Genomic DNA, 25,378 nt, shown 5'->3' with positions numbered 1-25,378 from the left:
AGCACGGAAACGGAAGTCAGTCCGATGAAATCATTCCTGATCGATCGCTATCGCAAAGGCGGCGCCCTGCGGCCCAGCGAAATACCCGAGCCGGCATTGCGCGACAACGACGTCATGGTGGAGGTTCATGCCGCCGGCGTGAACGCCCTGGACAACAAGATCAGGGACGGAGAATTCAAGCTTATCCTGCCCTACCGCCTTCCCTTGGTGCTGGGCAATGATGTGGCGGGCGTCGTCGTCCGGGTCGGGGCGAAGGTCCGGCAATTCAAGCCGGGAGACGAGGTCTATGCACGTCCGGCCCAGGACCGCATCGGCACGTTTGCCGAATATATCGCCATGGACGAGGCCGATGTGGCGAGAAAACCCAGCAATCTCACCATGGTGGAGGCCGCATCCATTCCGCTTGTCGCCCTGACGGCATGGCAGGTCCTTGTCGAGCGCGCCAACCTGCAGAAGGGGCAAAAAGTCCTGATCCATGCCGGCTCCGGCGGCGTCGGCACGATAGCGATCCAGCTCGCCAAGCATCTAGGCGCCCATGTGGCGACGACCACGAGCACGGCCAATGTCGCCCTCGCGAAAAGTCTCGGGGCGGACGTCGTCGTCGATTACAGGAAAGACGACTTCGAGAAGGTGCTGCAGGGCTACGACGTCGTGCTGAACAGCCTGGGCAAGGATACGCTGGAGAAATCCTTGAATGTATTGAAGCCGGGCGGCAAGCTGATCTCGATTTCCGGCCCGCCCGATCCGGATTTCGCCCGGCAGAACGGCTCCGGCTGGCTGCTTCAACAGGTCATGCGCCTGCTGAGCTTCGGCATCAGGAGAAAAGCGGGACGCCGGCAGATCGGCTATTCGTTCCTCTTCATGACGGCGAACGGCGGCCAGCTCGCACAGATCACCTCGCTGATCGAGGCGGGCCACATCCGCCCGGTGATGGACCGGGTCTTCCCGTTCGACAAGACCAACGAGGCGCTGGACTATGTCGAAACAGGCCGCGCCAAGGGCAAGGTCGTCATCGCAGTGAAGTGACGCCGCGTCCTCTAGCGTTCCTCGCCCACCGTCAGCGGCCAGTCGACCACGTAGTCTTCGAAATCTTCCACATCGACTTCGTTTTCGCTGACCGTGCGGCCGCGGGCGGAGATGCCGGCCTGGTGCACGGTGTTCGGATCGCCCGAGACCAGCGGATGCCACCAGTAGAGGTCCTCGCCGTCGCGGACGAGGCGATAACCGCAGGTCGGCGGCAGCCAGGCGATCTCGTTGACCGTCGTCGGGGTGAGTTGGATACAGTCCGGCACGGTCGCCTGGCGGTGCTGGTAGTCCTTGCACCGACAGCTTTCCCCGTCGAGCAGGCGGCAGGCGACGGAGGTGAAGACAACGTCTCCCGAGTCCCAGTCCTCGAGCTTGTTGAGACAACAGAGCCCGCAACCGTCGCACAGGCTCTCCCATTCATTTTGGCTCAGCTGGTCGAGCCGCTTGGTCTTCCAGAAAGGTTCGTCGGTCATCGTGGATATCACATTTGCGGCAGGGCGGAACAAATCCGCGCATCTGCATTTTACCTGTTGCGATTTTGATATCGCGCATCAACCATTTGTCAGCTAAAGCTGATTAACGGTGAGAGGCTAGAGCTCTTGATCCCTTGCGGGGATCGCGTCAAGCACATCTCATCGAAAGGGCAGGGAATTCCGAAGGTGCAGGACGAGCCAAAGTCATCCGACGACCGGCCGCGCGGCAAGCGCCACCTGCTGCTGCGCATCGATTCCTGGATCGATTCCACCGTCTGGAATCTCGGTTTCCGGCTCGGCGAAATCTGGGAGGAGATCACCATCTTCTTCCGCCGGTTTCGGGTGCGCGGCTGGAAACGCCTCGGCTTCGAACTCGCCGGCGAGGCGATGACCCTGGGCACAGCGGGTTTCGTGGTGCTCCTGGCGCTCGCCCAGCCCGCTTTCGAGGAAACCCACGAGGACTGGCGCAACCGTGGCGATTTCGCGGTCACCTTCCTCGACCGCTACGGCAATATCATCGGCCATCGCGGCATCATCCACGAAGACTCCGTGCCGATCGACGAACTGCCGGACCACCTGATCAAGGCGGTGTTGGCGACCGAGGACCGCCGCTTCTTCGACCATTTCGGCATCGACTTCTTCGGCCTTGCCCGCGCCATGAGCGAAAACGCCAAAGCCGGCGGCGTCGTGCAGGGCGGCTCGACGCTCACCCAGCAGCTTGCCAAGAACCTGTTCCTTACCAACGAACGGTCGATCGAACGCAAGATCAAGGAAGCCTTCCTGTCGCTGTGGCTGGAAGCCAATCTCTCCAAGAAGGAGATCCTGTCGCTCTATCTCGACCGCGCCTATATGGGCGGCGGCACGTTCGGGGCAGCGGCCGCGGCACAATTCTATTTCGGCAAGAACATCGCGGAAGTGAACCTTGCCGAGAGCGCCATGCTGGCCGGCCTGTTCAAGGCGCCAGCCAAATATGCGCCGCATGTCAACCTTCCGGCTGCCCGCGCCCGTGCCAACGAAGTGCTCTCCAACCTCGTGCAGAGCGGGATGATGACCGAAGGTCAGGTGATCGCCGCCCGCCGCGGCCCGGCGACCGTCGTCGACCGCGCCGACGTCAAGGCGCCGGACTATTTCCTCGACTGGGCCTTCGACGAAGTGCAGCGGCTGGCGCAGGCCGGCAAGTTCCACGAACATTCGGTCGTGGTGCGCACGACGCTCGACATGGGCCTGCAGCAGGCCTCGGAATCGGCGGTGGAATCGAGCCTCCGCGAATATGGCGAGAGCTTCAAGGCCAAGCAGAGCGCGCTCGTGATGATCGAGAACGGCGGGGCCGTGCGCGCCATGGTCGGCGGCCGCGACTACGGCGAAAGCCAGTTCAACCGCGCCGCCAGGGCGCTGCGCCAGCCGGGTTCGTCCTTCAAGCTCTATACCTATTCGGCGGCGATGGAGAACGGCTTCAAGCCGGAATCGACGATCTCGGACGCGCCGATCACCTGGAACGGCTGGTCGCCACAGAACTACGCGCGCTCCTACAAGGGCAAGGTGACGCTGCTGTCGGCCATGGCGCAGTCGCTCAATACCGTGCCGGTCAGGCTCGCCAAGGACTATCTGGGCACCGACGTGATCGTGAAGACCGCCAAGGCCTTCGGTGTCGAAACGCCGCTCAGGAAGGACAAGACCATCCCGCTCGGCACGTCGGAAATGACGGTGCTCGACCAGGCGACGGGCTACGCCGTGATGCCGGCCGGCGGCATGGAATCGCGCCGCCACGGCATCGAGCAGGTTCTCGGCTACGGCGGCGACGTGCTCTACGACTTCAACCGCGACGAACGGCCGGCCAAACGCGTGCTCTCCGAGCAGGCGACATCGTCGATGAACCGCATCCTGACGCAGATCCCGGTGATCGGCACGGCCCGCAGGGCGGCGCTCGACGGCGGCATCGTCACGGCCGGCAAGACCGGCACCTCGCAGGGCTATCGCGACGCCTGGTTCATCGGGTTTACCGGCAACTACACGACCGCCGTCTGGTTCGGCAACGACGACTTCACCTCGATGGACAACATGACGGGCGGTTCGCTGCCGGCCGCGACCTTCAAGACGGTGATGGACTATGCCCACCAGGGCATCGAGTTGCGCGCCATTCCCGGCATCGACAATCCGCTGCCGACCGGCGACCACAAGGGCAACGCCGTCGCCAAGAAGAAGGACGGCACCACCGATACCGGATTGCAGGCGCTCATCCGCCCGCGTTCCCTGTCGGCCGAATCCACCCGGCTGCTGCGGCAGATCGCCGGAAAGCTGAAAGAGGCCGGGCGGCTCGGACCTGCCACCGCCAAGGTGGCCGACAAGACCGCGACGGGCTCGCTCGCCGAGGCAACGACCGTCAGTTCCAGAAACCCCTGAGCCCCATGCTTCCGAGCTTGCCGCGCATGGTCGCGGCGACGCAGAGCGCGGTCACGCCTTCGTGCAGGCCGCCCTCGGTCAGCTTGCCGAAGGCGATCCGGTCCCGCTCCGACAGGCCGCCGCCTGCCTGCGAAAGCCAGGCCCGGAATTCCGCGCTGCGCTCGGCCTGCCCCACCTCCTGCCCCATCAGGTCGAAAAAGCGGATATAGCTGTCAACCGCGAGGTTCTTGACCGGCGGGCTTGTCCAACCCTCCCGCGCCGGCTGGGGAAGGCAGATCTCGATGCCGTCGACGATGGCGCGGCGCGCCTCCGTCGGCTGGCTTTCGGTCAGCGTCATGAAGTCGAGGGAAATGTCCTTCGGGCTCGAAGGCCCCGGCGCCGGTTTCAGGTGGTAATAGGCACCCGAAAATCCAGCAGCCACGGCTATCAATGCACCGCTCGCCATCATCCATGTTCTCATCGTCTCTGCTCCGGAACGTCGTCGCAGACACGGTAACCAAGGAATGAACCGGGCAAGATACCGGCGGTTTTTAGTCACAGGAACCGCTCGGAATAACCTTATCAAAGGGTTAACCCTCGGATCATTCCTGTGTGGGAATGGTACGCAAAGGCCTTGGATGGCCGATCCCGGCACAGGCAGCGGCTTCTCGCCGTCGATCAGGCGGGGCTGGGAGGAAGGGCGGCGGGCGTCTTACGGCAGACTTATAGGGAGTGATTCGGCCTCGTGCCGAAGTCATGGGGACGAGCGTGCCGAAAAGACACGCATATCCGTTGCTCCAGTGGAATCAATGCTGGCCTTGAGGGATCAGGCTGCGCGCGGCTCGATGCTGTTCAAGGCGTCACCCAGTTCGCGGCGCCGCTGCATCAGGTCGTAATCCGCCTGGAGGCCGAGGAAAAAGCCCTCGGACATGCCAAAATAACGAGCCAGCCGGAGATCGGTATCGGCGGAGATCGACCGCTTGGCGAGCACGATCTCGTTGATCCGGCGCGGCGGCACGCCGATGGCACGCGCCAGTCCGTTCTGGCTGAGTTCCATGGGTTTCAGGAAATCCTCCAGCAGGATTTCTCCCGGATGCGGGTTCGGGAGCCATTCGGTCTCAACCATGGTAATCGACGATTTCGACATGGGCAGGCCCTCCTTCGGTCCAGATGAAACAAATACGCCATTGATCGTTGATGCGGATCGAGAACTGCCCCGAACGGTCGCCTTTCAAGACTTCAAGGCGGTTTCCGGGCGGAATGCGCAAGTCCGATAACGCGCGGGCCTGATTGAGAAGACGCAGCTTTCTCAGCGCAACCGACTGCATATCCGCGGGCAATTCCCGGCTTTTCCTGCCGGACCAGATCCGTTCGGCTTCGCGATCGGCAAAATCCATGAGCATGTGGAGACTATAACGCAATGCGTTATAGCGTGCAACGGGTCCGGGTTTCGCCGGCAGGCCCATTCCTTCGCACTCTAGCGTGCCGCGATCCTTCGGATCACGACACGCTAGAGGTCTTTGTTTTTACGCATGTCGTTATCGCAAAACCGCCACACACTTTTGCGCGACATGCTTTAGAATCAATGCTAACCCTCTGGCACAGCTGTCCGAGGGCCAAAGCAAACCCGTGTTCCGTGTTCCCTTCCTCATCGCGATCGCGCTCACCATCGCCTTCGGCGGCGGGATATGGTCCACGCTTGTGGCACTGGATGCCACGATCGGTTTCGGTGCGATCAAGCTCGGCTCGTGGGAAGCCTTTCCTGACGCGCAGAACGCGCAGGCGGACCCTTACGCGAAGTCGCACCGGGCGAGCGCCGGCAAGCTCATCTACGCGAGCGCCGAAGGCCTCACCTTCATCGCCTCGGTCGATCAGGCCGGCGAGCGGCTGACCGGAAACTGCTCCTATCGCCTCACCGGCCACACGCCGCCGGCGCGTTTCTGGACGCTGTTTGCCGCAGCCCCCGGTGCCGCCCCGCCCTCGGCGCAATCGGACCTGCCGACCGCACTCAATTCCCGCATCGTGCTGCGCAACAGCAGCAGCGACGGCGGTTTCGACATCGCAATTTCCGCAACCGCCAAGCCGGGCAACTGGCTGGCGGTCACGACGCCCGGCACGTTCCGGCTGACGCTGACGCTGTTCGACACGCCGACGGCCGGCAGCTCCGGGCTGATCGACCTTACCATGCCGCGCATCGAGAAGACCGGGTGCGGCAATGTCTAGAAGTCTTGGGTTCGGAAGTCCGCGATTTAGACGCTGGGGGTTTAGAAGGCTGGGATTTAGAAGTCTGCGCCCGAGAGGTTTGGGATTGGGGTCCAGGGACTTCGCGTCCCGGAAGGCCGATTCCCGGGGTTTTGCACTGAAGGTTCTGCTGGCGGTGATCACCGGGCTCGTCGGTGCGGCGCTGCTGCACCTGATCATCGTGCTGGCGCTGCCCGATTTCAGCGAGCGCGACGCCTATACGCGGGTGCTGGCGGAAGGCGAGATCTATCGTTTCTACCGGCTGGGGGAGAAGCCGGACCGGGCCGGGCTTTCCAAGGACGACCCGTTCGTCGATGCGACGGTCTGCGCCTTCGATATCTCGGAAGGGCCGGTGAGGCTGGCGGCCGCAAATGGCGGCGTGCCCTTCTGGTCGCTCGGCGTCTACGACCAGTCGTCCAACGAGGTGTTCAGCATCAATGACCGGACGTCGGCCGGCGGCGTGCTGGATGTGGTGATCGCGTCGCCGATGCAGCTGACGGCATTGCGCAAGGCGCTGCCGCAGGCGGTTTCGCAGTCGATCCTGGTGGAAGCACGGGCGGAGGAGGGATATGTGGTCTTGAGAAGTCTCGTCCCGCAACCAAGCTTTGCGGGTATCGTGTCGCAATTCCTGAACCAGGCTACCTGCGCGCCCTTCGAATGGCGCTCCCGAAGCCGGTTCTGATCTCCGTTTGCCGACTATTCGGCACGCACCGCGTGGTTTTCAGCCTTGCGGTCGCCAAAATCCTCGAAACGTTCGTATCGCACGCCGGTGAACAGCAGAAGCTGCCCGGCGTTGTCGCTTTCGCCGATCTTGATCTGCGGCCGGCGCGCATGCTCGCTGCGCCATCTGTTCAGTATTACGATCTCTGCCATGCTCGTCTCCGTTCAAGGAATTCGAGACGGATGAAGACGGACCGATCTCACCCTGCCCTCTCCAAGGGCCTGACGCTTCCCGAGACAGAAGTCCGGGCATCCGCGCCTTTCTCGCCTGTGCGCCTTGTTCGAAAGCGCAACGACATTTCGGCATGAACGACCGGTTCCGCCTGAACCGGCCGTTATCGGGAAGGTCCCAGGGACGCGGGGCCATCCGGCATTTGAAACGCGGCAAATACGCGCCGGTTACCCCTGGATTCAGCCAGACCACCGTTAACAATGTATTACTGCTAATATAGCACTTGCTACCGGTACATGTCTGTTGTCCGACCCCAAAACGCAGAAGCATCGGTTTGGTTCACAGCCTTTGAAGGCGTCGATCGGACCTGCAATTTCCTGGCAAAACAGCGACACTGCAAGAAATTACCGGCGTATCGAAACGAACCATTTTTACAGACCGTTAACCCTCCAAGAGTTAGCATCCGGTTAAACCAAGGCGACCCCATTCTGCAGATGTTCTCACAGCTGCGTGAGCGGACGGCGCGCCACCGGGAGTTTCCCAGGCAAGGTACGATGAGAACGCCAGGCGAGCTTTTCCGGCACACCTGATCGGCGTTCGGCACTCCGGATTTGTTTTGCGTTGATTGCGAGTTTGCCAGTGACGAATGAGTTTCGAGACCTTGAGAGGCCCCAGGCCATGCGTAAAAAGGATGTGGTGCTGATGGCCACCGTGACGAGCTTCGAAAGTCTTCCGTACCCTTCGCGGTCGGAACTTCGACAGTTCGCCGAGCTCTTCGCACCCCTGTTTTCCGCATCGTCCGAAGAGGCCCGCCGCGATGCGGTCGCAGCGCTCTCGCAATGCAAGACCGTGCCGCCGGCCGTCGCCTTCTTCATCGCCAGCCAGCCGATCGCGGTTGCAGCACCTTTCCTCACCTCCTCGACCTGCCTTTCCGACGATGCGCTGATCGCCATCGCCCGCACCCAAGGGGAAGCGCATGCCCGCGCCATCGTGCGCCGCGAGGCGCTGTCGCCGACGGTGATCGACGCGCTGGTGGGCTTGCGCCACGACCGCACCAAGCGCAGCGATGCGCCCGAAAACCTCAACGCGCTCCTGCCGCTGAGGCCGACGCCGGAAATGGTCGACGAGGCCGAGCGCAACACGCGCGACGAACTGCTGCGCAACCGCATCAAGGCGCTCGCCGGCCATGTCGACCGCCCCGCCGCAGACCGGCTGGGCTTGCGCAACCTGTCGCCGATCCAGGAGGCGCTGCTCGTCCGCTTCGCCCGCAACCGCGAGACCGGGCTGTTTGCGACCGTGCTTGCCGACACGCTTTCCGCCAGCCACTGGCTTTCGGAGCGGATCATGCTCGACATTTCCGGCCAGCAGCTCGCGGCGACGCTGAAGGGCCTGGCGATGGAGACGGGCGATGCGCTGTTCATCCTGCAGCGGCTCTACGACCATCTGGGTGCGGAACAGGACGGGGTGACACGTGCCACCGCGCTCTGGGACGCGCTCGACGAGGACGAATGCGGTAAACGCGTCGAGGCCTGGCGCCGCGCCGACAGCTACACCTACCCGGAACAGCAGCATCAGCCGATGTTCGCCGACAACCGTGCAGAAGACAGCCGCCAGCCGCGCGTGGTTCGCACCACCGCCAGCGCCCGCAAGCCGCTCAACGGCCTCTACCGGGTGCGCTGACCGGTCAGATCGCTTTCACCACTTCAAAGAGATCGGCGACGTCGTCGATCTCCAGTTCCAGCAGCCAGAGATCCGGATCGAAGCGCATTTCGCGCGACAGCACCTCGCGGATGGCTTCCGGCTCGGCCCGTTCCGCCCTCACCTCGAATTTGCGCCCGCCATCGTCCTCGTCGCCGAAGAAATTCTGCGGCGCCGGCGCATAAAGCGTTTCCAGCCCGTCGCGAAAACGCTGGCGGATGAAGATCGCGCCCGCCGCCTCCGCACCCTTCTTTTCAACGGCGGCAAAACCGCCGAGCCCGAAGACGCGGCGGATCATGGCGGAGACGACGATTTCGGATTTCAGGCGCATGGCCCCTCATACGGTGCTTCGGGACCGGGCGCAAACCTGCCTCGCACCAATTTTACCCGGATATAACTATTGCCATAATATTACCCGGATGATATTAGCTGCACTTCCATCAAGGAAGGCACGGGACATGAACACCATCGACAGGAAAGCGGCGATCTCCGCCTACAAGGAACGCAAGGCGCCAGCCGGCATCTATGCCATCCGTTTTGCACCCATGGGGCAGCGATGGATCGGCCGCTCCGGAGACCTCGACAAGATCCAGAACCGCATCTGGTTCACGCTCCGGCACGGCAGCCATGTGAGCAAGAGCCTGCAGGCGGCCTGGAATGCCAACCGGCCGGAGGATTTCGCGATCGAGCGGCTGGAGGAGATCGACGAGGAGCTGACCGGCTACTTGCGCGACCGGACGCTCAAGGACCGACATCTGCACTGGGCTTGGGAGCTCGGCGCCGAGGCGGTCTGAGCCCTTCCACGGGAGCCAGGCCACGGAAGTCCCTGAGAAGAAACGGAAAATCGCCCCGCCGCGCCCTTTCCTTTCGCCCGATGCACCATATCTACACAGGCGGTGTCGTACGGCACTGTCATGAAAAGGAGTTTGGGGCTTGGCTACTTCCGCATTGATCAGCATTCTGATCACCTTCCTGGTGATCGTCCTGGTTCTCTATCTCGTCGCGCGCCTGCCGATCGATGGCCGCGCAAAGCAGATCGCGCAGATCATCATCATCATCATCGGCATCATTTCGCTGCTGAAATACCTCGCCGTTTTCTAAGGGCAGAGATGCGCCCGGCCATGCCGGGCGCCATCCAACCGGCGGTGAGGATCACGCCGTCATCGCATTTGTACGCCGGTATTCCTGCGTCACCCCGCCGAAACCCCAGGCGTCGGCCTCGACCTCGCGGACGATGACATAGGTCGCGGGCGGTATCTCGCCGAGGCTCTGCTTCAAAAGGGCGTCCATCGCCTCGATGAAACGCTTCTTCTCCTCGGCCGTATTGGTGCCGAGCGTGACATTGGCCTCCACATGGGCGGCCACTTCCAGCGGCTCGCCGCCGACCGTCCAGCCGGAAAGATCGACCTCCTCCACCAGGACCGCCGTGACCTCGCGGCGCTTGCGCATGATCGTGTTCATCAGCACCGTGGTTTCCTGCTGCAGCCGGCGCCTGGCTTCCGGCTTGATGCTTTTGCCGGCGATGATGACGTGAACGAAGGGCATGACGTTCTCCTTGTTTGGATTTCTGTTGACGCCGCTATCTTCTCTCGGCACAATCGTTTTGAAAATCGCGAAGTTTCAAACAAACCGTTTTGTAGAACTCAACGATCATGTTGCCCATCAATCTCGATATCGACACGTTGAGAAGTTTCGCCCTCGGCCTGGAGCTCGGCAGTTTCGCCAAGGCGGCCGACCGGCTCGGCCGCTCGCCTTCGGCGATCAGCCTGCAATTGAAGAAGCTCGAGGAACAGGTGGGCGAAACCCTGCTGCAGAAGCAGGGGCGCGGACTTGTGCTGACCGAAGCAGGCGAAATCCTGCTTGGTTATGCCAGGCGCATCCTGGAACTCAACGACGAGGCGCGGGCGGCGGTGCGCGGCGTCGGCAAGCTCGAAGGCTGGGTCAGGATCGGCGTGCCGCAGGATTTCGCCGAAACCTGGCTTCCCGACCTGCTCGGCCGCTTTTCTAAAATCCATCCGAAGGTGCGGGTCGAGGCCCGCGTCGACCGGGGTGTCGCGATGGTGCAGGCGATCGACAAAGGCGAACTCGACGTGGCGCTGACCTGGGGCACGCTCGCCAGCCCGCGGGCGGAGATCGTCGCAAGGCGGGACATCGCCTGGATCGGTCCGGATGGTTTCCGGCATATGCCAGGAGACTCACTTGCGATCGTCGCCTTCGATCCACCCTGCGCCTTCCGCAAGGCCGCGATCGATGCGCTCGATCGCAACGGCATCGCCTGGCGCCACGCGTTCGCCAGCCCGAGCCTTGCCGGCCTCTGGGCCGCCGTGACTGCAGGGCTCGGCGTCACCCCCCGGATCGTCGAGGGCAAACCGGCGCAGCTTGCCGCGCTTGATGCCAAAGAAGCGGGCCTGCCCGATCTCGGCGCGATCGAGCTTGCACTGCACGTCGCCGAAACTCGCCTCGCCCCACCTGCCGAAGAGCTGAAACGGCTGGTGCTGGAAGCGGTGGCGATGCGTTGAGCGACGAGCTCGCCGCTGGAAACACGAACATTCGGGAATGTGGCAAAACGAGGCGGCATATGTCCGGCAGTCGGCAGCAAACGCCGCCAGGCGTGGGGGCTACCGTGGCGACTTTGCGCCAGAAGCGGACACAGCGTCGGCTTAGTCGAGTGACCAAATTGGGGCCGGCAGTTGACCGACGGCTCAAAACTGAGGCACTTCAAGAACGTCAACATCTGGTCTTGTAGCTACTCGACGATCTTCCAATAGGAATCTTTGCGGATCACCTGACCATTCCGAAACGTATAGAGATCGCAGCCTTGGACTTCCGTCTTTGTCCCGTTAACCGACGTACCCATGAGGGTCCATCTCGATATCCCAGTTCCGGATGCTTCATCAACGAAGTGCTCAGCGTTGTTGTAGGTAACGTCAGGCAGACCCTGAAAGCGCGACGCCAGAGCCTCTCGCACCTTGGTCTTGCCTTCCAAGCGAGCCCCCCATGGATCGCGCCCGCGTGGCATCTCCAATATGCAGTCTTCAGCGAAGTAGGTCATGATCAGATCGAGATCATGAGCGTTGAAGGCATCGCACAGATCCCTCAGCCGTCGAAGCAAGTCCATCACGGTCTCCATCAGTAGGGAAAGCGGGCTCGCGATCCTACCATGTTTCCTCCCGCTCTGCAGAAGGTGCATTACTGCGCGGGCAATGGGTGAAGACCAATTTGAAAAGATGCGACCGACTGGCCCAGACACACCACCTCGATGCTTGCCCCAGCAGCATTTCGGACGAAAGAGACTATGTCTTGCCCAGATGCTTCGGCCAGAATTCGTGATGAACTTTGGCGGCTTCGTCTTCTAGGTTCGCCGGGCTCAGTGACCAATCGGACCGGTAGCTTTCAGGACATCGCAAGATCGGGTTGAATGACCGCAATGAAGGCGCAAAGCAGCCCTTCAGAGATCGTGCCGACTATGACTGCTTCGGGCCAAAAGCGGCCGTAATAAACAAGAGAACATTCGGGAGATTGGGCGCAGGCGCCCTACAGCGCGCCGATCGACTTCAGCTTCTTCAGCACCAGTTCGTCGGGCTCGCCGGTTTCGGGCAGGCGGTAGTGGCGCTGGAAGCGGCGGATGGCGGCCTTGGTCTGGGCGCCGGCGACGCCGTCCACTTCGACATCCGCGTAGGCGATGTTCGACAGGCCGCGCTGGATCTGCAGTACCAGGTTCGTAGGCTGAACGGGCGCGTTCGGCTTCTGGGAGACGGGCGTGGCCACGGGCCTGCCGGAACTGGAGGCCCCGTTCGGGATATTGGCGGGCGGCGTCATCGTCGGCTTGCGCTCGGAGGCGCGGATTGCGGCGGCCACGGGGTCTTCGCCGCGCGCATTGGCGCTTTCGGCCGGGCGGGTCGGGGAGACAGGCCGGGGCGGCTGGACCAGGGACGGCGCAGGCCTTGCCGGCGCGGCCGGTGTGGCGCGTGCTGTCTCGGCGGGTTTTGGCGCTGCGGGCTGAGCGTCAGGGGGTGCTGCCGGCTGGACGGCCGCCTGCTGCGGCGCCGGGCGCGGCATCGGCGCGGGCGCTGCCGGCTGGGCAGGTGCTGCGGCTGGCATTGCGGTCGGCGCGGCGGCTGGAGCTACAACGTTCGGATCTGCCCGCTCGATACGAAACGTGGTGACGTCGGCGGGCGCGGTGCGCCTTGCCGGACGATAACCGGCGATCTGGTTCGGGTTCTTGGAATCGCGGGTGGCGAGGAACGGGGACGGATGGCCGCCCGGCTGGTACCAGAGCGCATTGCCGGCGACGAAGGAGAAGACGATGCCGAAGGCAGCGCAGCCGAACAGGGCCTTCGGCCGGCGCGCAGCAGCCCGCGCTCCCGCCAATAGCAGGCTCGACAGAATGCCCGGTTGCTTGACAGGTTTTTTCCTGTCAGGCGATTTTCGCTTCCGCGCGGTCATCGATAAAATCCTGTTCGTCCATCATGGCCGCATGCCGGGCTGCCCTCAGCCGCGGCGGGAATTCGACTTTTTCCTCCCGGGAGTCATCCCGTTTTGCTTCGACGCCCGAGCCGTCTGCCGGCAGGGAGATCGTCACCACGGTCCCCTCGCCCGGACGGCTGACGATCGTGAACCGACCGCCATGCAGCGCCACCAGACCTTTTACCAGAGAAAGTCCGAGACCGGTACCTTCGTAGGTGCGGGTATAGGCGTTTTCCACCTGCATGAACGGCTGGCCGATATATTGCAGCTTTTCCGCCGCGATGCCGATGCCGGTGTCGCTGACCGAAATCTTGACGTCATCGCCCTCGAGCACGGCGTCGATCGACACGACGCCGCCGGGGCCGGTGAACTTGATCGCGTTGCCGGCCAGGTTGATGAGGATCTGCTGCACGGCGCGGCGGTCGGCGATCACTTCGCCGAGCCCGCGCGGCGCGCGGCTGGTCAGCGTCACGCCCTTTTCGCGGGCGGTCAGATCGAGCATGGCACGGCAGGTTTCCACGGCTTCGGCGATGGCGAAGGGTTCGGCAAGCAGTTCGTAACGGCCGGCCTCGATCTTCGACATGTCGAGCATGGTGTTGACGACGGACAGGAGATGACCGCCGGACTGGCGGATCAGGCCGACATATTCGCGCTGGCGGTCGTTTTCGAGCCGGCCGAAATATTCGCCGATGAGCACGTCTGAAAAACCGAGAATGGCGTTGAGCGGGGTGCGCAGTTCGTGGCTGACGGCAGCGAGGAACCTCGACTTCGCCTCATGGGCGGAGCGCGCCTCGGCGACATTGGCCGCGGCTTCCAGACGGAGCTGCTCTTCTTCCGACATGTCGCGCGCCTGCGCCAGGACGTAGAGGAGCTCCCCTTCGCCGTCGCGGATGGCGGTCATGTCGAGGCGAACGGACAGGAACTGGCGGCCGGCCGCCGAGAACGGCCGCTCGATGCGGATATCGGCAGCGGCGCTTGGCACACCCTGGCGCAGCATGTCGAAAGCCTGGACGAGGCCGATCCGGTCGGACACGTGGACGCGCTCGGCAAGCGGCTCACCGGCCGCCTCGCGCAGGCTTGGCGGAAACAGATGCTGGTCACGGCCGCCGGTCTTCACCAGCAGGCCATGCGGATCGAGAATGAGCGACAGGCCCGGCATCGCATCAAAGGCAGCGTCTTCCGGCGGGGGGGCGGCAACGGACGCCACGGCATGGCGTGGGAAAGCGAAGGAGGCGGCCGCGGCCAGAAGGAAAAGCGACAGAACCAGCGCAACGCCGACCGGCAGGGCCAGCGCCGGCGGCAAGAGCAGCGCAAGCGCCGGCGGCACGGTGACGAATGCGGCAAGGCCACAGAACACGAGCCGGCGGAACTGGGCAATTTCACCGGGACACGCGGTGTCGCCCTCGCCGAGGCGCGTCAGCCAGCGGCTTGCGGTCTCGTCGACCAGCATGACCGCCTTTCCGGCAATGTTACTCAATACGCGCACGCAAAACCCTGCACAGACTCGTTTATCGAAGCCGACAATAGGCCTCCGTGGCTTAAGGAAAGGATAAAAGAAGGGGTGTCTGGAAGTCCCGCAATGGGCCAAAATCCGGCTTTGGGACAGAAGGGCCAAGCCTTCCGAGTTTGTGGTTAACGCGACGTAAGCGGCGGATTTGCTTCGATTTTTCGCAATGCGTTAACCTTTGTGGCAAACCGGCGCCCGACAAAGCCCTAGGTTTCGGGCGGACCGCCGCAATTATGCTTAACATCGATCGCTAAAATTCGATTCAAGTTCGCGACAAAGACGCTGCAAATGCCGATATTTCGCATTTTAAGCAAATTTGCCGAAAAACCGAACGATCGCGTCAAAGCCATATTTGCTTCCCGGCGGTACAACCATGTTCAAGACCGGCACAGATCCGGCGGCCCGCTCGATACCCAAGAGCGGGAAAAACAGGTGGATAGAACGATGTGGTTTCTCATCAAGGGAAGTATGTGGTTCGCGGCGGTGCTGGTAGTACTCTCCTACTTCAGCAGCAAGCCGGCGACCGAGACCGACGGGCTTTCGCCCCTGCAGGTCAGCAATGCATTTTCGGCTGCGACCGAAGCCTATCAATATGTGAGCGCCATCTGCACCGAAAAGCCTGAGGTCTGCGAAAAGGGTGCCGAAACCTTCTCGGCGCTCGGCACGAGGGCCAGGCAAGGCGCCCAGGTCGCCTTCGAGCTGCTCGACAAGCAGTTCGGCGACAAGGGCACCCGGACCGCGGTGCTTGCCGATCCGGACCCGACCCCATTCCCGGCCAAGCAGGCCGAAACGGCAGCCGCCACCGGCGCCGACACGATCTTCACCGGCACCGTGCCGGTCCCGCAGAAACGGCCTACCCACTAATCCCGCGCATCAGGTCGGCGCACCAGATCGACCTGATACCGGACGTCTGATCCGAAACCGAATTTCAAAGCTTGCACCGGGCTCTCAATGCCACGGTTCCCGGTGCCTGATCTGCCTGCCCTGTCATTCAGCATTTGCTGACGCCGTGAGGATTACCCCTCACGGCGTTTTTTTTGCTTTTATCCCGGCCTGCAGTGCCTATATGGAGCGGATAGAAGAACCGGAGCGCTTATGGCCAGCCTCGAGCAGATCATCGAAGATTTCGAATACCTCGACGAGTGGGAAGACCGCTATCGTTACGTGATCGAACTCGGCAAGGCGCTGCCCGACCTTCCCGAGCACCAGAAGATCGCGGAGAACAAGGTGCAGGGCTGCGCCAGCCAGGTCTGGCTGGTCAGCCATCTCGGGGACGGCAGCGCCGACCCGGTGATGACCTTCGACGGCGATTCGGACGCCCATATCGTGCGCGGCCTCGTCGCCATCGTGCTCGCCGTCTATTCCGGCAGGACCGCCTCCCAGATCGCCGCCACAGACGCGATCGAGATCTTCGACCGTATCGGGCTCGTCGAACACCTGTCGTCCCAGCGCGCCAACGGGCTGCGTTCCATGGTCAAGCGCATCCGGGAAGAGGCGCGTATCAGGGCTGCGGCTTAGGGCGCAAAGCCCCCTCTCCCCCTGCCCGCGGGCCAGGCTGAGAGCGCCTGCTCGGCAACGGCCTCCAGCGTGTCGCGACTGAAGCCGGCCTTGGCCTGCACCGCCATGCCGTGAAGAACGGCCATCAGGAATGCCGCAAGGGTGTCGGGCCTCGCCGTCTCCGGCAGGTCGCCCTCGGCCTTTGCCCGCTCGAAGCGCTCGCGAAGCTGCGCCTCGCCTTCGGCGCGCGACTCTATCAAAGCCTGGCGAACAGGCTCCGCTTCATCCGATCCCGCCAGCACCCCCTGGATGGCGAGGCATCCCGTATGGTCGAGATAACGGGTGGTGAGGTCGATCGCACCCTGGAGAACGTGCGCCGCAACCTCGCGCGCCGTGGGCAACTGAAGTGCCGCGGGAAGATAGTCCACATAACGCTCGTAATAGCGTGCCAGAACCTTGCGGAAGAGCGCTTCCTTGTTGCCGAACGCGGAATAGAGGGCCGGCCTTTCAACACCTGCCGCCTCCGTCAGGTCGGCATAGGAGGCACCCTCATAGCCCTTGCGCCAGAAGACGCATAACGCGGCGTCGAGCGCCTTCTCCACATCGAATTCGCGATGGCGTCCCATCAGCTCTGTCCTGTTATTTTCATAACGATCGTTATTAAACCGCTTGACCGGCCATGTCAAATCTCATACCGATCGTTATCGTAACGTACGTTATGAAATTGGGCGGCGCTTGGCAGGATCGAGCGGAACCCTCGTCGAATCGAGAAAGGATACTCATGTCCAACATATTCAAGGGGAAGGTCGTCCTCATTACCGGCGGTTCGCGCGGCCTTGGTGCCGCGACGGCGGAAGCGTTCGCCGATCATGGGGCAGACGTCGCGATCAGCTACGCGGCCTCGGCCGACAAGGCGAAAGCCGTCGTGGAGAGACTCAGGGCAAAGGGCGCTCGCGCGATTGCGGTCAAGAGCGACCAGGCCGACCTTTCTTCTGCAAAACCCCTGATCGGCAGGGTGATGGCGGAATTCGGCAGGCTCGACATCCTCGTCAACAATGCCGGTATCGCCATTCAGGGTCAGATGGTCGACGATCCGGAACTCGACTGGGACAACTATAATCGCCAGTGGCAGGTCAACGTGCTCGGCACGATCGCCAACACCCGCGCGGCGGCGCAAAAGTTGACCGACGGTGGCCGGATCATCTTCGTCGGCTCCCTCCTCGGCTCCTACGTCCCCTTCCCCGGCGTCGCCGACTATACCGGAACCAAATGGGCGCTTGCCGGATATGCGAAGGGCATTGCCCGCGACCTTGGCCGGCGCAACATCACCGTGAACGTGGTGCAGCCCGGCATCATGCCGACGGACATGGCCGCGGACGTTGCAGGCGAGCTTCCGAACCGCGACGCCATCCTCGACATGCATCCGATCCGCCGCATCGCAACACTCGAGGAAGTGGCCGAAACCATCTGCTTCCTGGCCGGCCCCCATGCGGGCTACATCAACGGCGAGACCGTGAATGTAGCCGGCGGTCTCGGAATCTGAGCGCCGAGCCGGAGCTTCGACACAGAGGTCTGGATCGGGTCACCAGCCTGAAAATCCCTGAGCTTCAAACGAAGCTCAGGGATTTGGCGTCAAGGGATCAGGCTTCCGCTGCTTTGGCGGCCATTGTGGCCTTTGCCCACCAGACCAGCTCGTCGAGCGCCGTTTTGGCAGAAGCCAGCAGATTTGCCTCGATCTCCTCGATCGGCTTGTTGCCGCCCCTCGGGGCGACCGCCATGAAGTCTCCGCCACCGATGTGGACCGCTGCGTGGGTCGACACCATCTGCAGCTCGACACCAATGCCGCGCAGGTGTTCCACGGCGCGCGACGCGCCCGTGCCGCCGTAACCGATGGCGGTAAAGGGCTTCCGGATCCATTCCTTGTAAGCCTGGTCGAGGGCGTTCTTGAGCACGCCGGTGAGCGAGTGATTGTATTCGGCGACCACGAAAATGTAGCCGTCGAAGCGGCCGACGGTTTCCTGCCAGCGTACAGCTTCCGGATTCTGGCTCGGCATCCACATGTTCGAGGCCATCTCGTCGAAGAACGGCAGCGGATGGTCGCGCAGATCGATCAGTTCGACCTCGATGTCGTCACGCGCCTGCGCCTGCTTCAACATCCACTGTGCCGGCTTGTCGGCAAAGCGGGTGGGGCGGGTAGAGCCGATAATGACCGCGATTTTGGGCTTCGGAACCATGGTATCCTCATGTATGTCGGTTTCTGTCCGTAACCATCTATCCGAGGATCCGGTGCCCCATCAAGACAGCACTTTTCGGAAACCAGGTAACCGCGAGGATACCGTGTCCTGCGGGCCAATCAGCCGCATGCTGGCCCGGATCAGCGACAAGTGGACGCTTCTGGTCGTGCGCGTTCTGGGGAACGGCCCTCTTCGCTTCAATGCACTGAAGCGCGAGATCGGTGAGATCAGCCAGAAGATGCTGGCTTCCACTCTTCGCGATCTTGAGGAGAATGGTTTCGTGACGCGGACCGTCACCCCGACGACGCCTCCGCAGGTGGAGTATGCCCTGACGGACCTCGGCCGGGATTTCTGGGAGCCGGTCCAGGCGCTGGCCGACTGGACCCATGCGAACTCCCCCAGGATCGACGCCGCCCGCGCCGCCTATGCAGCGAAACGGGCGGCGCAGTAGGCCGGTGCTTGTGGAGCCGGTCACGGGCGGCATTTGCAGCGTCAACCTCAGAAGTCTTTTCCGTCACAGGACCGGCCGGTAATCCTCGGCTCCCCAGTGGTGGTTCTGGCGGCGTTTTGCCGGAGCCGGCGGCGCATAATGGCGGGCAAGTGCGAGCAGCGCGGTGCGCAGCATGAGTTTGGCCGAGCGTGCCGGCCATTGGCGTTCGCGTTCCACCGTCTCAAGACCCTTCGCAAAGCAGCAGACATCCACCGCGACGCCGGAAAGTTCCGGCCCCATCGCTTCCACCGCCCTGGAAAAACGGTTGCGGGCCGATATCGCGCTGTCGGCGATGTCGGCCTGGCCGCCGGCGGTGCCCTTGGCGCGGGTGGCGAGCCGCGGTTCCCAGGAGGCGGTAACGCGGGGCTGGAGCTGTCCGCGGGTGAAATCGGTGAGCAGCCGCTCGCCCGCTTCCAAGGCTTCGGCCGGCAAAAAGGGTTTTCCGTCGCGGTCCTTCATCCGTGCGATCACGCCGAGCGGTGATTCGGCAAGGTTGCGGCGCACCGGCTGGCGGGCGCCGTCGATCTCGGCCGAAGCCACGACGATCTCGCCATGCTGCTCGACGAAGGCCTCCTCGCCCGTCACCAGCGCACGGCGCAGGAAGCTGGACGCCGCCGCACTTGCGGCAATCCTTCCGTCGCCAAGCTGCGCCAGGCCGAGCGAACGGGCCTGGGCGATCACCGCTTCAGGATAGGTTCGTTCCTCCGCACCGATCAGCCTGACCTCGCCCGCCCCGCCCGCCGCGATCGCGCAGTCGCCGCGGGCGAGCTGGCGGATCAGTCGCAGGAGGTGCCGCCTGAGGGTCGGGTCCGCGGCCTTGTCCTTCACAGGTTTCCGATTTGCCTCAGTCATGGGCCGCCACCTCCGACAGGCCGAAAACGGCGGTGACGATGCGCTCGACGGCCGAGACGAACTCGTCGAAGGCGAGGTCGTCGCGTCGATCCTCGACCACGTGGCAGGCGTGACCGACGGTGGTGCGGTCGCGGCCGAAAGCCTCGCCGATGTCGCTCATCGAAATCTGGAGCGCCACATGGCAGACATACATGGCGATCTGGCGCACATGGCAGGAAAGCCGGCGCCGGTCGCGGCGCAGCATCACCCTATCGCCGAAAAGCTGTACCAGCTCCGAGACCATCTGGCGGACGATGCGGCAGGCGCTCTTGAGCGGCAGGCTGGCGGGAAGCATCGGCGAACCGGCCGGATCCAGCGGCACGGGCGGGGAAAACGGCAAAGAGGAAGGCGGGACGGAGGGCTGGAAATATCTCTCGAAAGGCATGACAACTCCTCAATTAATAGGAATTAATTCATACACCCTAGAGCAAAAACGGGGACGCTGGAAACCGCCTCCACGCAATTATAAGCTGAAATTGTTGATAATTTGCACAAGCTTCCGAAAGATAATGGGATTTTTTTCCTCTACCCATCCCCGCGATGCCTGTTTCAAAAAGGAAAAAACCGGGCACTCAATCGGCCCGGTTCTTTATCCGCATCTTTACGTCGATGCCAAAACCAGCCACCCCGCCGCTGTTGCGATCGGTCCTCATCGGGCTGGTCTCAAATCCTCCCTGCCTTGTCGGGCGTCGCCCGGATCAGGCCTTGCCGCGCTTGCGGCGCTGACCGAGACCCATTTCCTTGGCGAGCCTGGAGCGGGCTTCCGCATAAGCGGGGGCCACCATCGGATAGTCGGCCGGCAGGCCCCACTTCTCGCGATACTCTTCCGGCGTCATGTTGTAGTGAGTCATCAGATGCCGCTTCAGCGACTTGAACTTCTGCCCGTCCTCCAGGCAGATGAGATAGTCATCCTCGATCGATTTCTTGATCGGAACCGGGGGCTTCGGCTTTTCGATGGCCACGACAACCGGTGCCGGCGAAGAGGTGTTGCTCAACGCCGAATGCACGTCCGCGATCAAATTCGAAAGATCGCTGACTGGCACAACATGGTTGCTCACATAGGCGGCCACAATATCTGCGGTCAGCTCTACCAGCAGATCCGGGCTTTTGCCCAATGCGACGTCTGTCATTTCCTGTCTCCTGTTTAAGTGACTGGCTGGCCCCGCGACCTCCGCGACACCTGCCCGTTCGTAGAGTCTCCCGGAGAAAACCTATGCCGCCCCGCCGTCTTACGACCGAAGCCTACCCCTAAGCTTCATGCGGAAAAGAAAACGGTTCACACCGGATATTGCGCTCGATTGGAACCTTCCCTTGCGTGTGAACGGCGTTATTGTTCCTCATCGGAAGAACTTGTCGACTCACCAAAATGACGAGGGAACGCCTAATCTAGAACAACATCTGCACTCTACTTGTAATGAAGTACCACTGCTTCGCTTCATCTCCAAGTGCGAATTTTGCCGGTTACCAGCCTTTCTGCCGCCTATATCGCCCCTACATCAGCTTTACTGATGAATAGATGGGCATTTGCTCAGTCGCGACGGGGTTATAACTCGGGCCAGAAAGGATTATATTCGCTTATCGTAATCCTTCATTTCATCCCGGACGGACTCAGCGCAAAGTGGATACCCAACCTTGTGTGCTGCCATAGCGAGCAGATGCGCCGAAATCGGCGCCGTTAGCACGAAGAAGAAGAAGCCTGCAAGCGCTCTTGCAAAAGTCGGCAGATCGCCCGCATGGACGCCGACCGCAAGCAACAGGAGCCCGGAGCCGACCGTCCCCGCCTTGGATGCGGCGTGCATGCGGGTATAGAGGTCCGGCAGACGATTGAGGCCGATCGCCGCCACCAGCGCGAACCCGGCGCCGCCAAGGATCAGAAGAGCGGTGATCGCGGCCAATAGAATATCCATCATTTCTTCGCCTTCCGCCGGACGGCCGGCCCGGTGCCGGATGGGCGCCTTGCCGCGGATTTGCGTCGCGATTCGGGCACCGACGCCGTGAACGTCTTCATCATGTCTCCCTTCGGCGCCTCCCTGTTGCCGCGCGACAGGATGAACCGCGCAAAAGCCACGGTCGCGAGGAAGCCGACGAGGCCAAGCGAGATGGCGATATCGATATAGAGCGTGAAGCCGGTGCGGATCGCGATCAGCGCGATGAAGCCGATGACGATGCCGGTCAGCATGTCGAGCGCCACGACCCGGTCGGGAAGCGTCGGCCCCTTGATCACCCGCCACACGGTGAGCAGGAAGGATAAGCCAAGCACCACAAGCGCCAGCCAGACCGCGTAGGAGATGATCGTTTCAGCCGTCGTCATCGGAACGCCTCCATGATCTTGCGCTCGAAGCCGTTGGCGATGTCGCGTTTCGTGGCCTCGATATCGGAACAGTCGATCGCGTGGACGAACAGCGTCTTGCGGTCCTCGGAGACGTCGACCGACAGCGTGCCGGGCGTCAGCGTGATGAGGTTGGCAAGCAGGGTGATCTCGAAATCGCGGGTCACGGTCAGCGGAAAGGCGAAGATGCCGGGCTTCAGGTCCATGCGCGGGCTGACGACCAGCACCGCCACCTTCCAGGCCGACAGCGCCAGCTCCTTCAGGAACAGGGCGAGCAGCGACAGGATGCGGCCAAGCCGCCGCCAGTAACCGCGGGCGCCCATCTCGTCGCGGACGATCCAGAGCACGAGCGTCGACAGCGCAAAACCGAAGATCAGGTTATGCAGCGTGGCGCTGCCGGTGACCGCGACCCAGACGACGGCAAAGACCAGTGACAGGATATAGGTGATCATCGCGCTGTCCCTCCCGGGAAGACCGACTGGATATAGGCCGCGGGCTCGCCGAGCCCCTCCGCCGCCCTCTGGGCTAGATCGAGCAGCGGCTCCGGCAGCAGGCCGAAAAGAACGACGAGCGCCGTCAGGCAGCCGAGCGGCAGGGCGATACGCCAATCGATAGGCAAGCCGGCCGGAGCCGCAGCCTCGGGAACAGGGTCGGGCTGTGGCCGCCAAAAGGCAAGCAGGAAGACGCGGGCGAGCGCCAGCGTCACCAGGAAGGCGGAAAGGAGGATCGCTGCCGCCAGCCACCAGGCGCCGATATCGAGCGAAGCTTTCAGGAGCGCCACCTTGGGCCACAGGCCGGAAAGCGGCGGCAGGCCGGAAGCGGCGAGGAACAGCAGGAAGGAGGCGCCCGTGAACCACGGCGCTTTCCGGTAAAGTCCGCCGAGGCCGGAGAGTGCCCAGGTACCGCCGAGCCTACCCGCTTCGCCTGCCACCAGATAAAGCGCCGTCATGGTCACCACCGAATGCAGCGCATAAAGGATGGCGCCGCTGACGGCCGCCGGCGTGCCGATCGCGACGCCCGCCATCATGTTGCCGATCCCGGCGATGACCACGTAACCGACGAGCCGGCGGATATCGTTCTGCGCCAGGGCGCCGAGCGCACCGACCAGCATGGTCAGCGCCGCCGAGATGGCGACGATCAGGCTCAACGCCTCGCGCTCGACGGGGAAGAGCATGATGGTAACGCGGATCAGCGAATAGATGCCGACCTTGGTGAGCAGCCCGCCGAACAGCGCCGACACGACCACGCGCGGCGTGTGATAGGAGGCCGGCAGCCAGAAATTCACCGGAAAGGCGGCGGCCTTCATCGCAAACGCCAGGATGAACAGTGCCGTCAGCGTCGTCAGCGGCGCGGTCTCGCGCAGGCCTGCCGCCTTGCGGGCGATATCGGCCATGTTGAGCGTGCCGAAGATCGCATAGAGGTAACCGACCGCGATCAGGAACAGCGTCGTGCCGATCAGGTTGAGGACCGCGTATTTCAGCGCGCCATCGATCTGCTCCGGCTCAGAGCCGAGGATCAGGAGGCCGAAGGACGAGATCAGCAGCACCTCGAACCAGACATAGAGATTGAAGATGTCGCCGGTCAGGAACGCGCCCGTGACCCCGGCCATCAGCAGCATCAGGAACGGATAGAAGCCATAGCGCCGGCCGCTCGCGTCGATATCGGCAAGCGCGAATATGCCGGCGGCAAGTGCGACGATGGCCGCGGCGAGCGCCATGACCGCGCCGAAAAGGTCGGCGGTAAACGCAATGCCGAAGGGCGGCAGCCAGCGGCCCATCACCATGGTGACCGGGCCATGCACCGAGACGCGCCAGAGCAGAGCGGCATCGAGGAGGACGAGCAGCGCCAAACCGGCAATCGCGATGCCGCCATGCAGGCGGACGGACTTGCGCACCATCATCAGCACGGCACCGAGGCCGATCATCAGCGCGACGGGGAGAACGACCAGCCAGTCGGGAAGCGCCGGGGCGGCAAGGATCAGGGCTGCGGAGAGGTCGACGGAAGGAGAGGCCATCAGTGGATGCCTCCGGGTGGGCTGTCGGCGAATATCGCCGCTGTCGGTTGAACCCGGACGGTTATCGTCGAAGCCGGAATACCCCCCTCTGCCCTGCCGGGCATCTCCCCCTCAAGGGGGGAGATCGGATGGGCGCACTGACCTGCCACAAGCTGCCTTAGTCCCGGAAGAGAAGGTTCAATCAGTGTCGTTGATGAAGGCCAAGGCGCCGCCACGATTCGATCTCCCCCCTTGAGGGGGAGATGCCCGGCAGGGCAGAGGGGGGTGCCGCGGGATTCAAAGCCGGTGGCGGGAAAGAACATGACAAACTGCAAAACCATCCTCTCAGTATCCCAGCGGCGGGAGTGGTTCCTGCCGCGGTTCGGCGAGCCGCATCTCGTCGGTATCGTCGGTGCCGAGTTCCTGGTAGGCGCGGTAGGTCAGCACCAGGAGGAAGGCGAAGAAGGAAAACGAGATGACGATCGCCGTCAGGATCAGCGCCTGCGGCAGAGGATTGGCGGCGCCTGGCGACAGCACGTCCATGCCGGCCGGGATGATCGGCGGCACTTCGCGGGTGAGCCGGCCGGCGGTAAAGAGCAGCAGGTTGACCGCGTTGCCGAGCAGCACCACGCCCAGAAGGATGCGCACGGTGGATTTCGACAGGATGAGATAGATGGCGCCCGCAAAGAACAGGCCGATCAGGATCGAAAACAGCGCTTCCATCAATCCTCCCCTTCCACGTCGGAGCCCGGCTCCTGTTCGAGCGCCAGCGCGATCGAGGTAATCGCCCCGACCACGACCAGATAGACGCCGATATCGAAGGACATCACCGTCGAGAGCGGCAGCTCCACGTCGAAAATGACCGGATAGACCCAGAGCCCGGTCATGAACGGCACGCCGAAGAAGATGGACAGCACGCCGGAAAGGGTGGCGAGCAGCAGGCCGAAACCGGCGATCGCCATCGGGTGGAACCGGATCGCACGGCGAACCGACGGCACGCCGAAGGCGATGCCGTAGATCGCCAGCGCCGAGGCCGCGATCAACCCGCCGATGAACCCGCCGCCAGGTTCGTTATGGCCGCGCAGCAGGACGAAGACGGAGAACAGCAGCATCAACGCGGTAAGAGACGGGGCGACGGTGCGCAGGATGAGAGTGTTCATTGGGACACCTCCATGGGGCGGCACGCACGAGGGACGCCCCCACGGGACCGTCGAGTGAAGCCCCTCCCCCTTGTGGGGAGGGGTTGGGGAGGGGGCTTCGC

33 protein-coding genes are annotated in these 25,378 nt (G+C 63.0%); 12 read left to right on the top strand and 21 right to left on the bottom strand.

Translation table 11 applies throughout. The features are described 5' to 3' along the window. The first annotated feature begins 24 nt into the window (after positions 1-24). The gene (locus C5J22_RS28385) at positions 25-1,026 is read left to right on the top strand and encodes an NADP-dependent oxidoreductase (RefSeq protein ID WP_105441009.1); all 1,002 of its coding nucleotides are present in this window, start codon (positions 25-27) and stop codon (positions 1,024-1,026) included. Positions 1,027-1,037: 11 nt separating this feature from the next. Here the strand turns inward: C5J22_RS28385 and C5J22_RS28380 are convergent, their stop codons facing one another. Then, positions 1,038-1,499 carry a YcgN family cysteine cluster protein gene (locus tag C5J22_RS28380; RefSeq protein WP_046668495.1) on the bottom strand — a complete coding sequence of 154 codons (462 nt, stop codon included), beginning with the start codon at positions 1,497-1,499 and terminating at the stop codon, positions 1,038-1,040. A gap of 186 nt (positions 1,500-1,685) precedes the next feature. On the opposite strand from C5J22_RS28380, the gene C5J22_RS28375 reads away from it, so the two are divergent. Beyond that, the gene (locus tag C5J22_RS28375; protein ID WP_105440978.1) at positions 1,686-3,899 is read left to right on the top strand and encodes a transglycosylase domain-containing protein; all 2,214 of its coding nucleotides are present in this window, start codon (positions 1,686-1,688) and stop codon (positions 3,897-3,899) included. On the opposite strand, the gene C5J22_RS28370 is transcribed toward C5J22_RS28375, so the two are convergent. The 3 genes from C5J22_RS28370 to C5J22_RS28360 all read right to left on the bottom strand — a co-directional run bounded on the left by C5J22_RS28370 (position 3,880) and on the right by C5J22_RS28360 (position 5,281). Continuing rightward, on the bottom strand, positions 3,880-4,359 hold the full coding sequence (locus C5J22_RS28370; protein ID WP_172746805.1) for a hypothetical protein: 480 nt from the start codon (positions 4,357-4,359) through the stop codon (positions 3,880-3,882). The two genes, C5J22_RS28375 and C5J22_RS28370, sit on opposite strands and share 20 nt — an antisense overlap. A 345-nt stretch (positions 4,360-4,704) precedes the next feature. After that, the gene (locus C5J22_RS28365) at positions 4,705-5,025 is read right to left on the bottom strand and encodes a HigA family addiction module antitoxin (protein ID WP_105440976.1); all 321 of its coding nucleotides are present in this window, start codon (positions 5,023-5,025) and stop codon (positions 4,705-4,707) included. Continuing rightward, positions 4,997-5,281, bottom strand: coding sequence for a type II toxin-antitoxin system RelE/ParE family toxin (locus tag C5J22_RS28360; RefSeq protein ID WP_105441007.1), 285 nt, complete (start codon positions 5,279-5,281; stop codon positions 4,997-4,999). Before C5J22_RS28360 ends, C5J22_RS28365 begins: the two co-directional genes overlap by 29 nt. Positions 5,282-5,507: 226 nt before the next feature. Between C5J22_RS28360 and C5J22_RS28355 the strand changes: the two genes are divergently transcribed. Together C5J22_RS28355 and C5J22_RS28350 are read left to right on the top strand one after the other, a co-directional pair. Then, positions 5,508-6,101, top strand: coding sequence for a DUF1214 domain-containing protein (locus tag C5J22_RS28355; RefSeq protein WP_105440975.1), 594 nt, complete (start codon positions 5,508-5,510; stop codon positions 6,099-6,101). An 85-nt stretch (positions 6,102-6,186) separates the two neighbouring features. Then, complete coding sequence (locus tag C5J22_RS28350; RefSeq protein ID WP_245440570.1) at positions 6,187-6,801, top strand: DUF1254 domain-containing protein; 615 nt, start codon at positions 6,187-6,189, stop codon at positions 6,799-6,801. Between the two features lie 14 nt (positions 6,802-6,815). Here the strand turns inward: C5J22_RS28350 and C5J22_RS31405 are convergent, their stop codons facing one another. Next, positions 6,816-6,992, bottom strand: a complete 177-nt coding sequence (locus C5J22_RS31405) for a hypothetical protein (protein ID WP_172746804.1) — start codon at positions 6,990-6,992, stop codon at positions 6,816-6,818. Positions 6,993-7,650: 658 nt separating this feature from the next. On the opposite strand from C5J22_RS31405, the gene C5J22_RS28345 reads away from it, so the two are divergent. Further along, the gene (locus C5J22_RS28345; protein WP_205837235.1) at positions 7,651-8,691 is read left to right on the top strand and encodes a DUF2336 domain-containing protein; all 1,041 of its coding nucleotides are present in this window, start codon (positions 7,651-7,653) and stop codon (positions 8,689-8,691) included. A 4-nt stretch (positions 8,692-8,695) separates the two neighbouring features. On the opposite strand, the gene C5J22_RS28340 is transcribed toward C5J22_RS28345, so the two are convergent. After that, positions 8,696-9,040, bottom strand: coding sequence for a DUF1491 family protein (locus tag C5J22_RS28340; protein ID WP_105440973.1), 345 nt, complete (start codon positions 9,038-9,040; stop codon positions 8,696-8,698). 127 nt (positions 9,041-9,167) lie between these two features. Between C5J22_RS28340 and C5J22_RS28335 the strand changes: the two genes are divergently transcribed. Next, entirely contained in the window at positions 9,168-9,503 is a 336-nt protein-coding gene (locus tag C5J22_RS28335) for a GIY-YIG nuclease family protein (RefSeq protein WP_105405380.1), read from the top strand. A gap of 139 nt (positions 9,504-9,642) precedes the next feature. After that, positions 9,643-9,810 carry a Thivi_2564 family membrane protein gene (locus C5J22_RS28330; RefSeq protein WP_007772654.1) on the top strand — a complete coding sequence of 56 codons (168 nt, stop codon included), beginning with the start codon at positions 9,643-9,645 and terminating at the stop codon, positions 9,808-9,810. Between the two features lie 51 nt (positions 9,811-9,861). Here C5J22_RS28330 and C5J22_RS28325 read toward each other — a convergent pair whose 3' ends face one another. Further along, entirely contained in the window at positions 9,862-10,254 is a 393-nt protein-coding gene (locus C5J22_RS28325; RefSeq protein WP_105440972.1) for a tautomerase family protein, read from the bottom strand. A gap of 107 nt (positions 10,255-10,361) precedes the next feature. Between C5J22_RS28325 and C5J22_RS28320 the strand changes: the two genes are divergently transcribed. Continuing rightward, a complete protein-coding gene (locus C5J22_RS28320; protein ID WP_105440971.1) occupies positions 10,362-11,228 on the top strand; it encodes a LysR substrate-binding domain-containing protein in 867 nt (288 codons plus the stop codon). Positions 11,229-11,455: 227 nt separating this feature from the next. On the opposite strand, the gene C5J22_RS28315 is transcribed toward C5J22_RS28320, so the two are convergent. The 3 genes from C5J22_RS28315 to C5J22_RS28305 all read right to left on the bottom strand — a co-directional run bounded on the left by C5J22_RS28315 (position 11,456) and on the right by C5J22_RS28305 (position 14,662). Next, on the bottom strand, positions 11,456-11,827 hold the full coding sequence (locus C5J22_RS28315; RefSeq protein WP_105441005.1) for a nuclear transport factor 2 family protein: 372 nt from the start codon (positions 11,825-11,827) through the stop codon (positions 11,456-11,458). 416 nt (positions 11,828-12,243) lie between these two features. Beyond that, a complete protein-coding gene (locus C5J22_RS32005) occupies positions 12,244-13,155 on the bottom strand; it encodes a peptidoglycan-binding domain-containing protein (protein WP_105440970.1) in 912 nt (303 codons plus the stop codon). After that, complete coding sequence (locus C5J22_RS28305; protein ID WP_172746803.1) at positions 13,127-14,662, bottom strand: HAMP domain-containing sensor histidine kinase; 1,536 nt, start codon at positions 14,660-14,662, stop codon at positions 13,127-13,129. Before C5J22_RS28305 ends, C5J22_RS32005 begins: the two co-directional genes overlap by 29 nt. 465 nt (positions 14,663-15,127) lie before the next feature. On the opposite strand from C5J22_RS28305, the gene C5J22_RS28300 reads away from it, so the two are divergent. Then, positions 15,128-15,547 carry a DUF5330 domain-containing protein gene (locus tag C5J22_RS28300; protein WP_105440968.1) on the top strand — a complete coding sequence of 140 codons (420 nt, stop codon included), beginning with the start codon at positions 15,128-15,130 and terminating at the stop codon, positions 15,545-15,547. A gap of 231 nt (positions 15,548-15,778) precedes the next feature. Next, positions 15,779-16,201 (top strand): SufE family protein, encoded by a 423-nt coding sequence (locus C5J22_RS28295; RefSeq protein ID WP_105440967.1) that lies wholly within the window; start codon positions 15,779-15,781, stop codon positions 16,199-16,201. Here C5J22_RS28295 and C5J22_RS28290 read toward each other — a convergent pair. Next, positions 16,198-16,806 carry a TetR/AcrR family transcriptional regulator gene (locus C5J22_RS28290; protein WP_105440966.1) on the bottom strand — a complete coding sequence of 203 codons (609 nt, stop codon included), beginning with the start codon at positions 16,804-16,806 and terminating at the stop codon, positions 16,198-16,200. The two genes, C5J22_RS28295 and C5J22_RS28290, sit on opposite strands and share 4 nt — an antisense overlap. Before the next feature lie 155 nt (positions 16,807-16,961). Here C5J22_RS28290 and C5J22_RS28285 point away from each other — a divergent pair, with 155 nt between their 5' ends. Next, entirely contained in the window at positions 16,962-17,723 is a 762-nt protein-coding gene (locus C5J22_RS28285) for an SDR family NAD(P)-dependent oxidoreductase (protein ID WP_105440965.1), read from the top strand. A gap of 97 nt (positions 17,724-17,820) precedes the next feature. Here the strand turns inward: C5J22_RS28285 and C5J22_RS28280 are convergent, their stop codons facing one another. Beyond that, the gene (locus tag C5J22_RS28280) at positions 17,821-18,414 is read right to left on the bottom strand and encodes an NADPH-dependent FMN reductase (protein WP_105427581.1); all 594 of its coding nucleotides are present in this window, start codon (positions 18,412-18,414) and stop codon (positions 17,821-17,823) included. A 127-nt stretch (positions 18,415-18,541) separates the two neighbouring features. Between C5J22_RS28280 and C5J22_RS28275 the strand changes: the two genes are divergently transcribed. After that, a complete protein-coding gene (locus tag C5J22_RS28275; RefSeq protein ID WP_245437525.1) occupies positions 18,542-18,865 on the top strand; it encodes a helix-turn-helix domain-containing protein in 324 nt (107 codons plus the stop codon). Between the two features lie 63 nt (positions 18,866-18,928). Here C5J22_RS28275 and C5J22_RS28270 read toward each other — a convergent pair whose 3' ends face one another. The 9 genes from C5J22_RS28270 to C5J22_RS28230 all read right to left on the bottom strand — a co-directional run bounded on the left by C5J22_RS28270 (position 18,929) and on the right by C5J22_RS28230 (position 25,277). Further along, complete coding sequence (locus C5J22_RS28270; RefSeq protein ID WP_105440963.1) at positions 18,929-19,756, bottom strand: DUF6456 domain-containing protein; 828 nt, start codon at positions 19,754-19,756, stop codon at positions 18,929-18,931. After that, on the bottom strand, positions 19,749-20,180 hold the full coding sequence (locus tag C5J22_RS28265; RefSeq protein ID WP_105440962.1) for a helix-turn-helix domain-containing protein: 432 nt from the start codon (positions 20,178-20,180) through the stop codon (positions 19,749-19,751). The genes C5J22_RS28270 and C5J22_RS28265 overlap by 8 nt, the downstream gene beginning before the upstream one ends. Positions 20,181-20,493: 313 nt before the next feature. Then, the gene (locus C5J22_RS28260; protein WP_037083991.1) at positions 20,494-20,925 is read right to left on the bottom strand and encodes a MucR family transcriptional regulator; all 432 of its coding nucleotides are present in this window, start codon (positions 20,923-20,925) and stop codon (positions 20,494-20,496) included. Positions 20,926-21,360: 435 nt separating this feature from the next. Beyond that, on the bottom strand, positions 21,361-21,705 hold the full coding sequence (mnhG, locus tag C5J22_RS28255; protein WP_037083993.1) for a monovalent cation/H(+) antiporter subunit G: 345 nt from the start codon (positions 21,703-21,705) through the stop codon (positions 21,361-21,363). Further along, the gene (locus tag C5J22_RS28250) at positions 21,702-22,106 is read right to left on the bottom strand and encodes a cation:proton antiporter (RefSeq protein WP_105440961.1); all 405 of its coding nucleotides are present in this window, start codon (positions 22,104-22,106) and stop codon (positions 21,702-21,704) included. Before C5J22_RS28250 ends, mnhG begins: the two co-directional genes overlap by 4 nt. Beyond that, positions 22,103-22,576: a Na+/H+ antiporter subunit E gene (locus C5J22_RS28245; RefSeq protein WP_046631444.1), complete on the bottom strand. Its 474-nt coding sequence runs from the start codon at positions 22,574-22,576 to the stop codon at positions 22,103-22,105. The genes C5J22_RS28250 and C5J22_RS28245 overlap by 4 nt, the downstream gene beginning before the upstream one ends. Beyond that, complete coding sequence (locus tag C5J22_RS28240) at positions 22,573-24,138, bottom strand: Na+/H+ antiporter subunit D (protein WP_105440960.1); 1,566 nt, start codon at positions 24,136-24,138, stop codon at positions 22,573-22,575. Before C5J22_RS28240 ends, C5J22_RS28245 begins: the two co-directional genes overlap by 4 nt. Before the next feature lie 324 nt (positions 24,139-24,462). Then, positions 24,463-24,840: a Na+/H+ antiporter subunit C gene (locus C5J22_RS28235; RefSeq protein WP_105440959.1), complete on the bottom strand. Its 378-nt coding sequence runs from the start codon at positions 24,838-24,840 to the stop codon at positions 24,463-24,465. Continuing rightward, complete coding sequence (locus tag C5J22_RS28230) at positions 24,840-25,277, bottom strand: Na+/H+ antiporter subunit B (protein ID WP_105405395.1); 438 nt, start codon at positions 25,275-25,277, stop codon at positions 24,840-24,842. Before C5J22_RS28230 ends, C5J22_RS28235 begins: the two co-directional genes overlap by 1 nt. Between the last annotated feature and the right edge of the window lie 101 nt (positions 25,278-25,378).

This window comes from Neorhizobium sp. T25_13 (assembly GCF_002968675.1).
Lineage (GTDB): Bacteria > Pseudomonadota > Alphaproteobacteria > Rhizobiales > Rhizobiaceae > Neorhizobium > Neorhizobium tomejilense.
Note: the sequence above shows the minus strand (reverse complement) of the source record. Positions and strands in the feature narration are given on the sequence as shown.

Coding starts and splice junctions, on each gene's coding strand:
- C5J22_RS28380 (WP_046668495.1), bottom strand. CDS start 1,499: ATGACCGACGAACCTTTCTGGAAGACCAAGCGGCTCGACCAGCTGAGC.
- C5J22_RS28235 (WP_105440959.1), bottom strand. CDS start 24,840: ATGGAAGCGCTGTTTTCGATCCTGATCGGCCTGTTCTTTGCGGGCGCC.
- C5J22_RS28325 (WP_105440972.1), bottom strand. CDS start 10,254: ATGCCCTTCGTTCACGTCATCATCGCCGGCAAAAGCATCAAGCCGGAA.
- C5J22_RS28370 (WP_172746805.1), bottom strand. CDS start 4,359: ATGAGAACATGGATGATGGCGAGCGGTGCATTGATAGCCGTGGCTGCT.
- C5J22_RS28320 (WP_105440971.1), top strand. CDS start 10,362: ATGTTGCCCATCAATCTCGATATCGACACGTTGAGAAGTTTCGCCCTC.
- C5J22_RS28265 (WP_105440962.1), bottom strand. CDS start 20,180: ATGCCTTTCGAGAGATATTTCCAGCCCTCCGTCCCGCCTTCCTCTTTG.
- C5J22_RS28260 (WP_037083991.1), bottom strand. CDS start 20,925: ATGACAGACGTCGCATTGGGCAAAAGCCCGGATCTGCTGGTAGAGCTG.
- C5J22_RS32005 (WP_105440970.1), bottom strand. CDS start 13,155: ATGACCGCGCGGAAGCGAAAATCGCCTGACAGGAAAAAACCTGTCAAG.
- C5J22_RS28250 (WP_105440961.1), bottom strand. CDS start 22,106: ATGACGACGGCTGAAACGATCATCTCCTACGCGGTCTGGCTGGCGCTT.
- C5J22_RS28335 (WP_105405380.1), top strand. CDS start 9,168: ATGAACACCATCGACAGGAAAGCGGCGATCTCCGCCTACAAGGAACGC.
- C5J22_RS28245 (WP_046631444.1), bottom strand. CDS start 22,576: ATGATCACCTATATCCTGTCACTGGTCTTTGCCGTCGTCTGGGTCGCG.
- C5J22_RS28240 (WP_105440960.1), bottom strand. CDS start 24,138: ATGGCCTCTCCTTCCGTCGACCTCTCCGCAGCCCTGATCCTTGCCGCC.
- C5J22_RS28285 (WP_105440965.1), top strand. CDS start 16,962: ATGTCCAACATATTCAAGGGGAAGGTCGTCCTCATTACCGGCGGTTCG.
- C5J22_RS28290 (WP_105440966.1), bottom strand. CDS start 16,806: ATGGGACGCCATCGCGAATTCGATGTGGAGAAGGCGCTCGACGCCGCG.
- C5J22_RS28360 (WP_105441007.1), bottom strand. CDS start 5,281: ATGCTCATGGATTTTGCCGATCGCGAAGCCGAACGGATCTGGTCCGGC.
- C5J22_RS28280 (WP_105427581.1), bottom strand. CDS start 18,414: ATGGTTCCGAAGCCCAAAATCGCGGTCATTATCGGCTCTACCCGCCCC.
- C5J22_RS28315 (WP_105441005.1), bottom strand. CDS start 11,827: ATGGACTTGCTTCGACGGCTGAGGGATCTGTGCGATGCCTTCAACGCT.
- mnhG (WP_037083993.1), bottom strand. CDS start 21,705: ATGATGGATATTCTATTGGCCGCGATCACCGCTCTTCTGATCCTTGGC.
- C5J22_RS28270 (WP_105440963.1), bottom strand. CDS start 19,756: ATGACTGAGGCAAATCGGAAACCTGTGAAGGACAAGGCCGCGGACCCG.
- C5J22_RS31405 (WP_172746804.1), bottom strand. CDS start 6,992: ATGGCAGAGATCGTAATACTGAACAGATGGCGCAGCGAGCATGCGCGC.
- C5J22_RS28385 (WP_105441009.1), top strand. CDS start 25: ATGAAATCATTCCTGATCGATCGCTATCGCAAAGGCGGCGCCCTGCGG.
- C5J22_RS28230 (WP_105405395.1), bottom strand. CDS start 25,277: ATGAACACTCTCATCCTGCGCACCGTCGCCCCGTCTCTTACCGCGTTG.
- C5J22_RS28300 (WP_105440968.1), top strand. CDS start 15,128: ATGTGGTTTCTCATCAAGGGAAGTATGTGGTTCGCGGCGGTGCTGGTA.
- C5J22_RS28365 (WP_105440976.1), bottom strand. CDS start 5,025: ATGTCGAAATCGTCGATTACCATGGTTGAGACCGAATGGCTCCCGAAC.
- C5J22_RS28340 (WP_105440973.1), bottom strand. CDS start 9,040: ATGCGCCTGAAATCCGAAATCGTCGTCTCCGCCATGATCCGCCGCGTC.
- C5J22_RS28295 (WP_105440967.1), top strand. CDS start 15,779: ATGGCCAGCCTCGAGCAGATCATCGAAGATTTCGAATACCTCGACGAG.
- C5J22_RS28275 (WP_245437525.1), top strand. CDS start 18,542: ATGCTGGCCCGGATCAGCGACAAGTGGACGCTTCTGGTCGTGCGCGTT.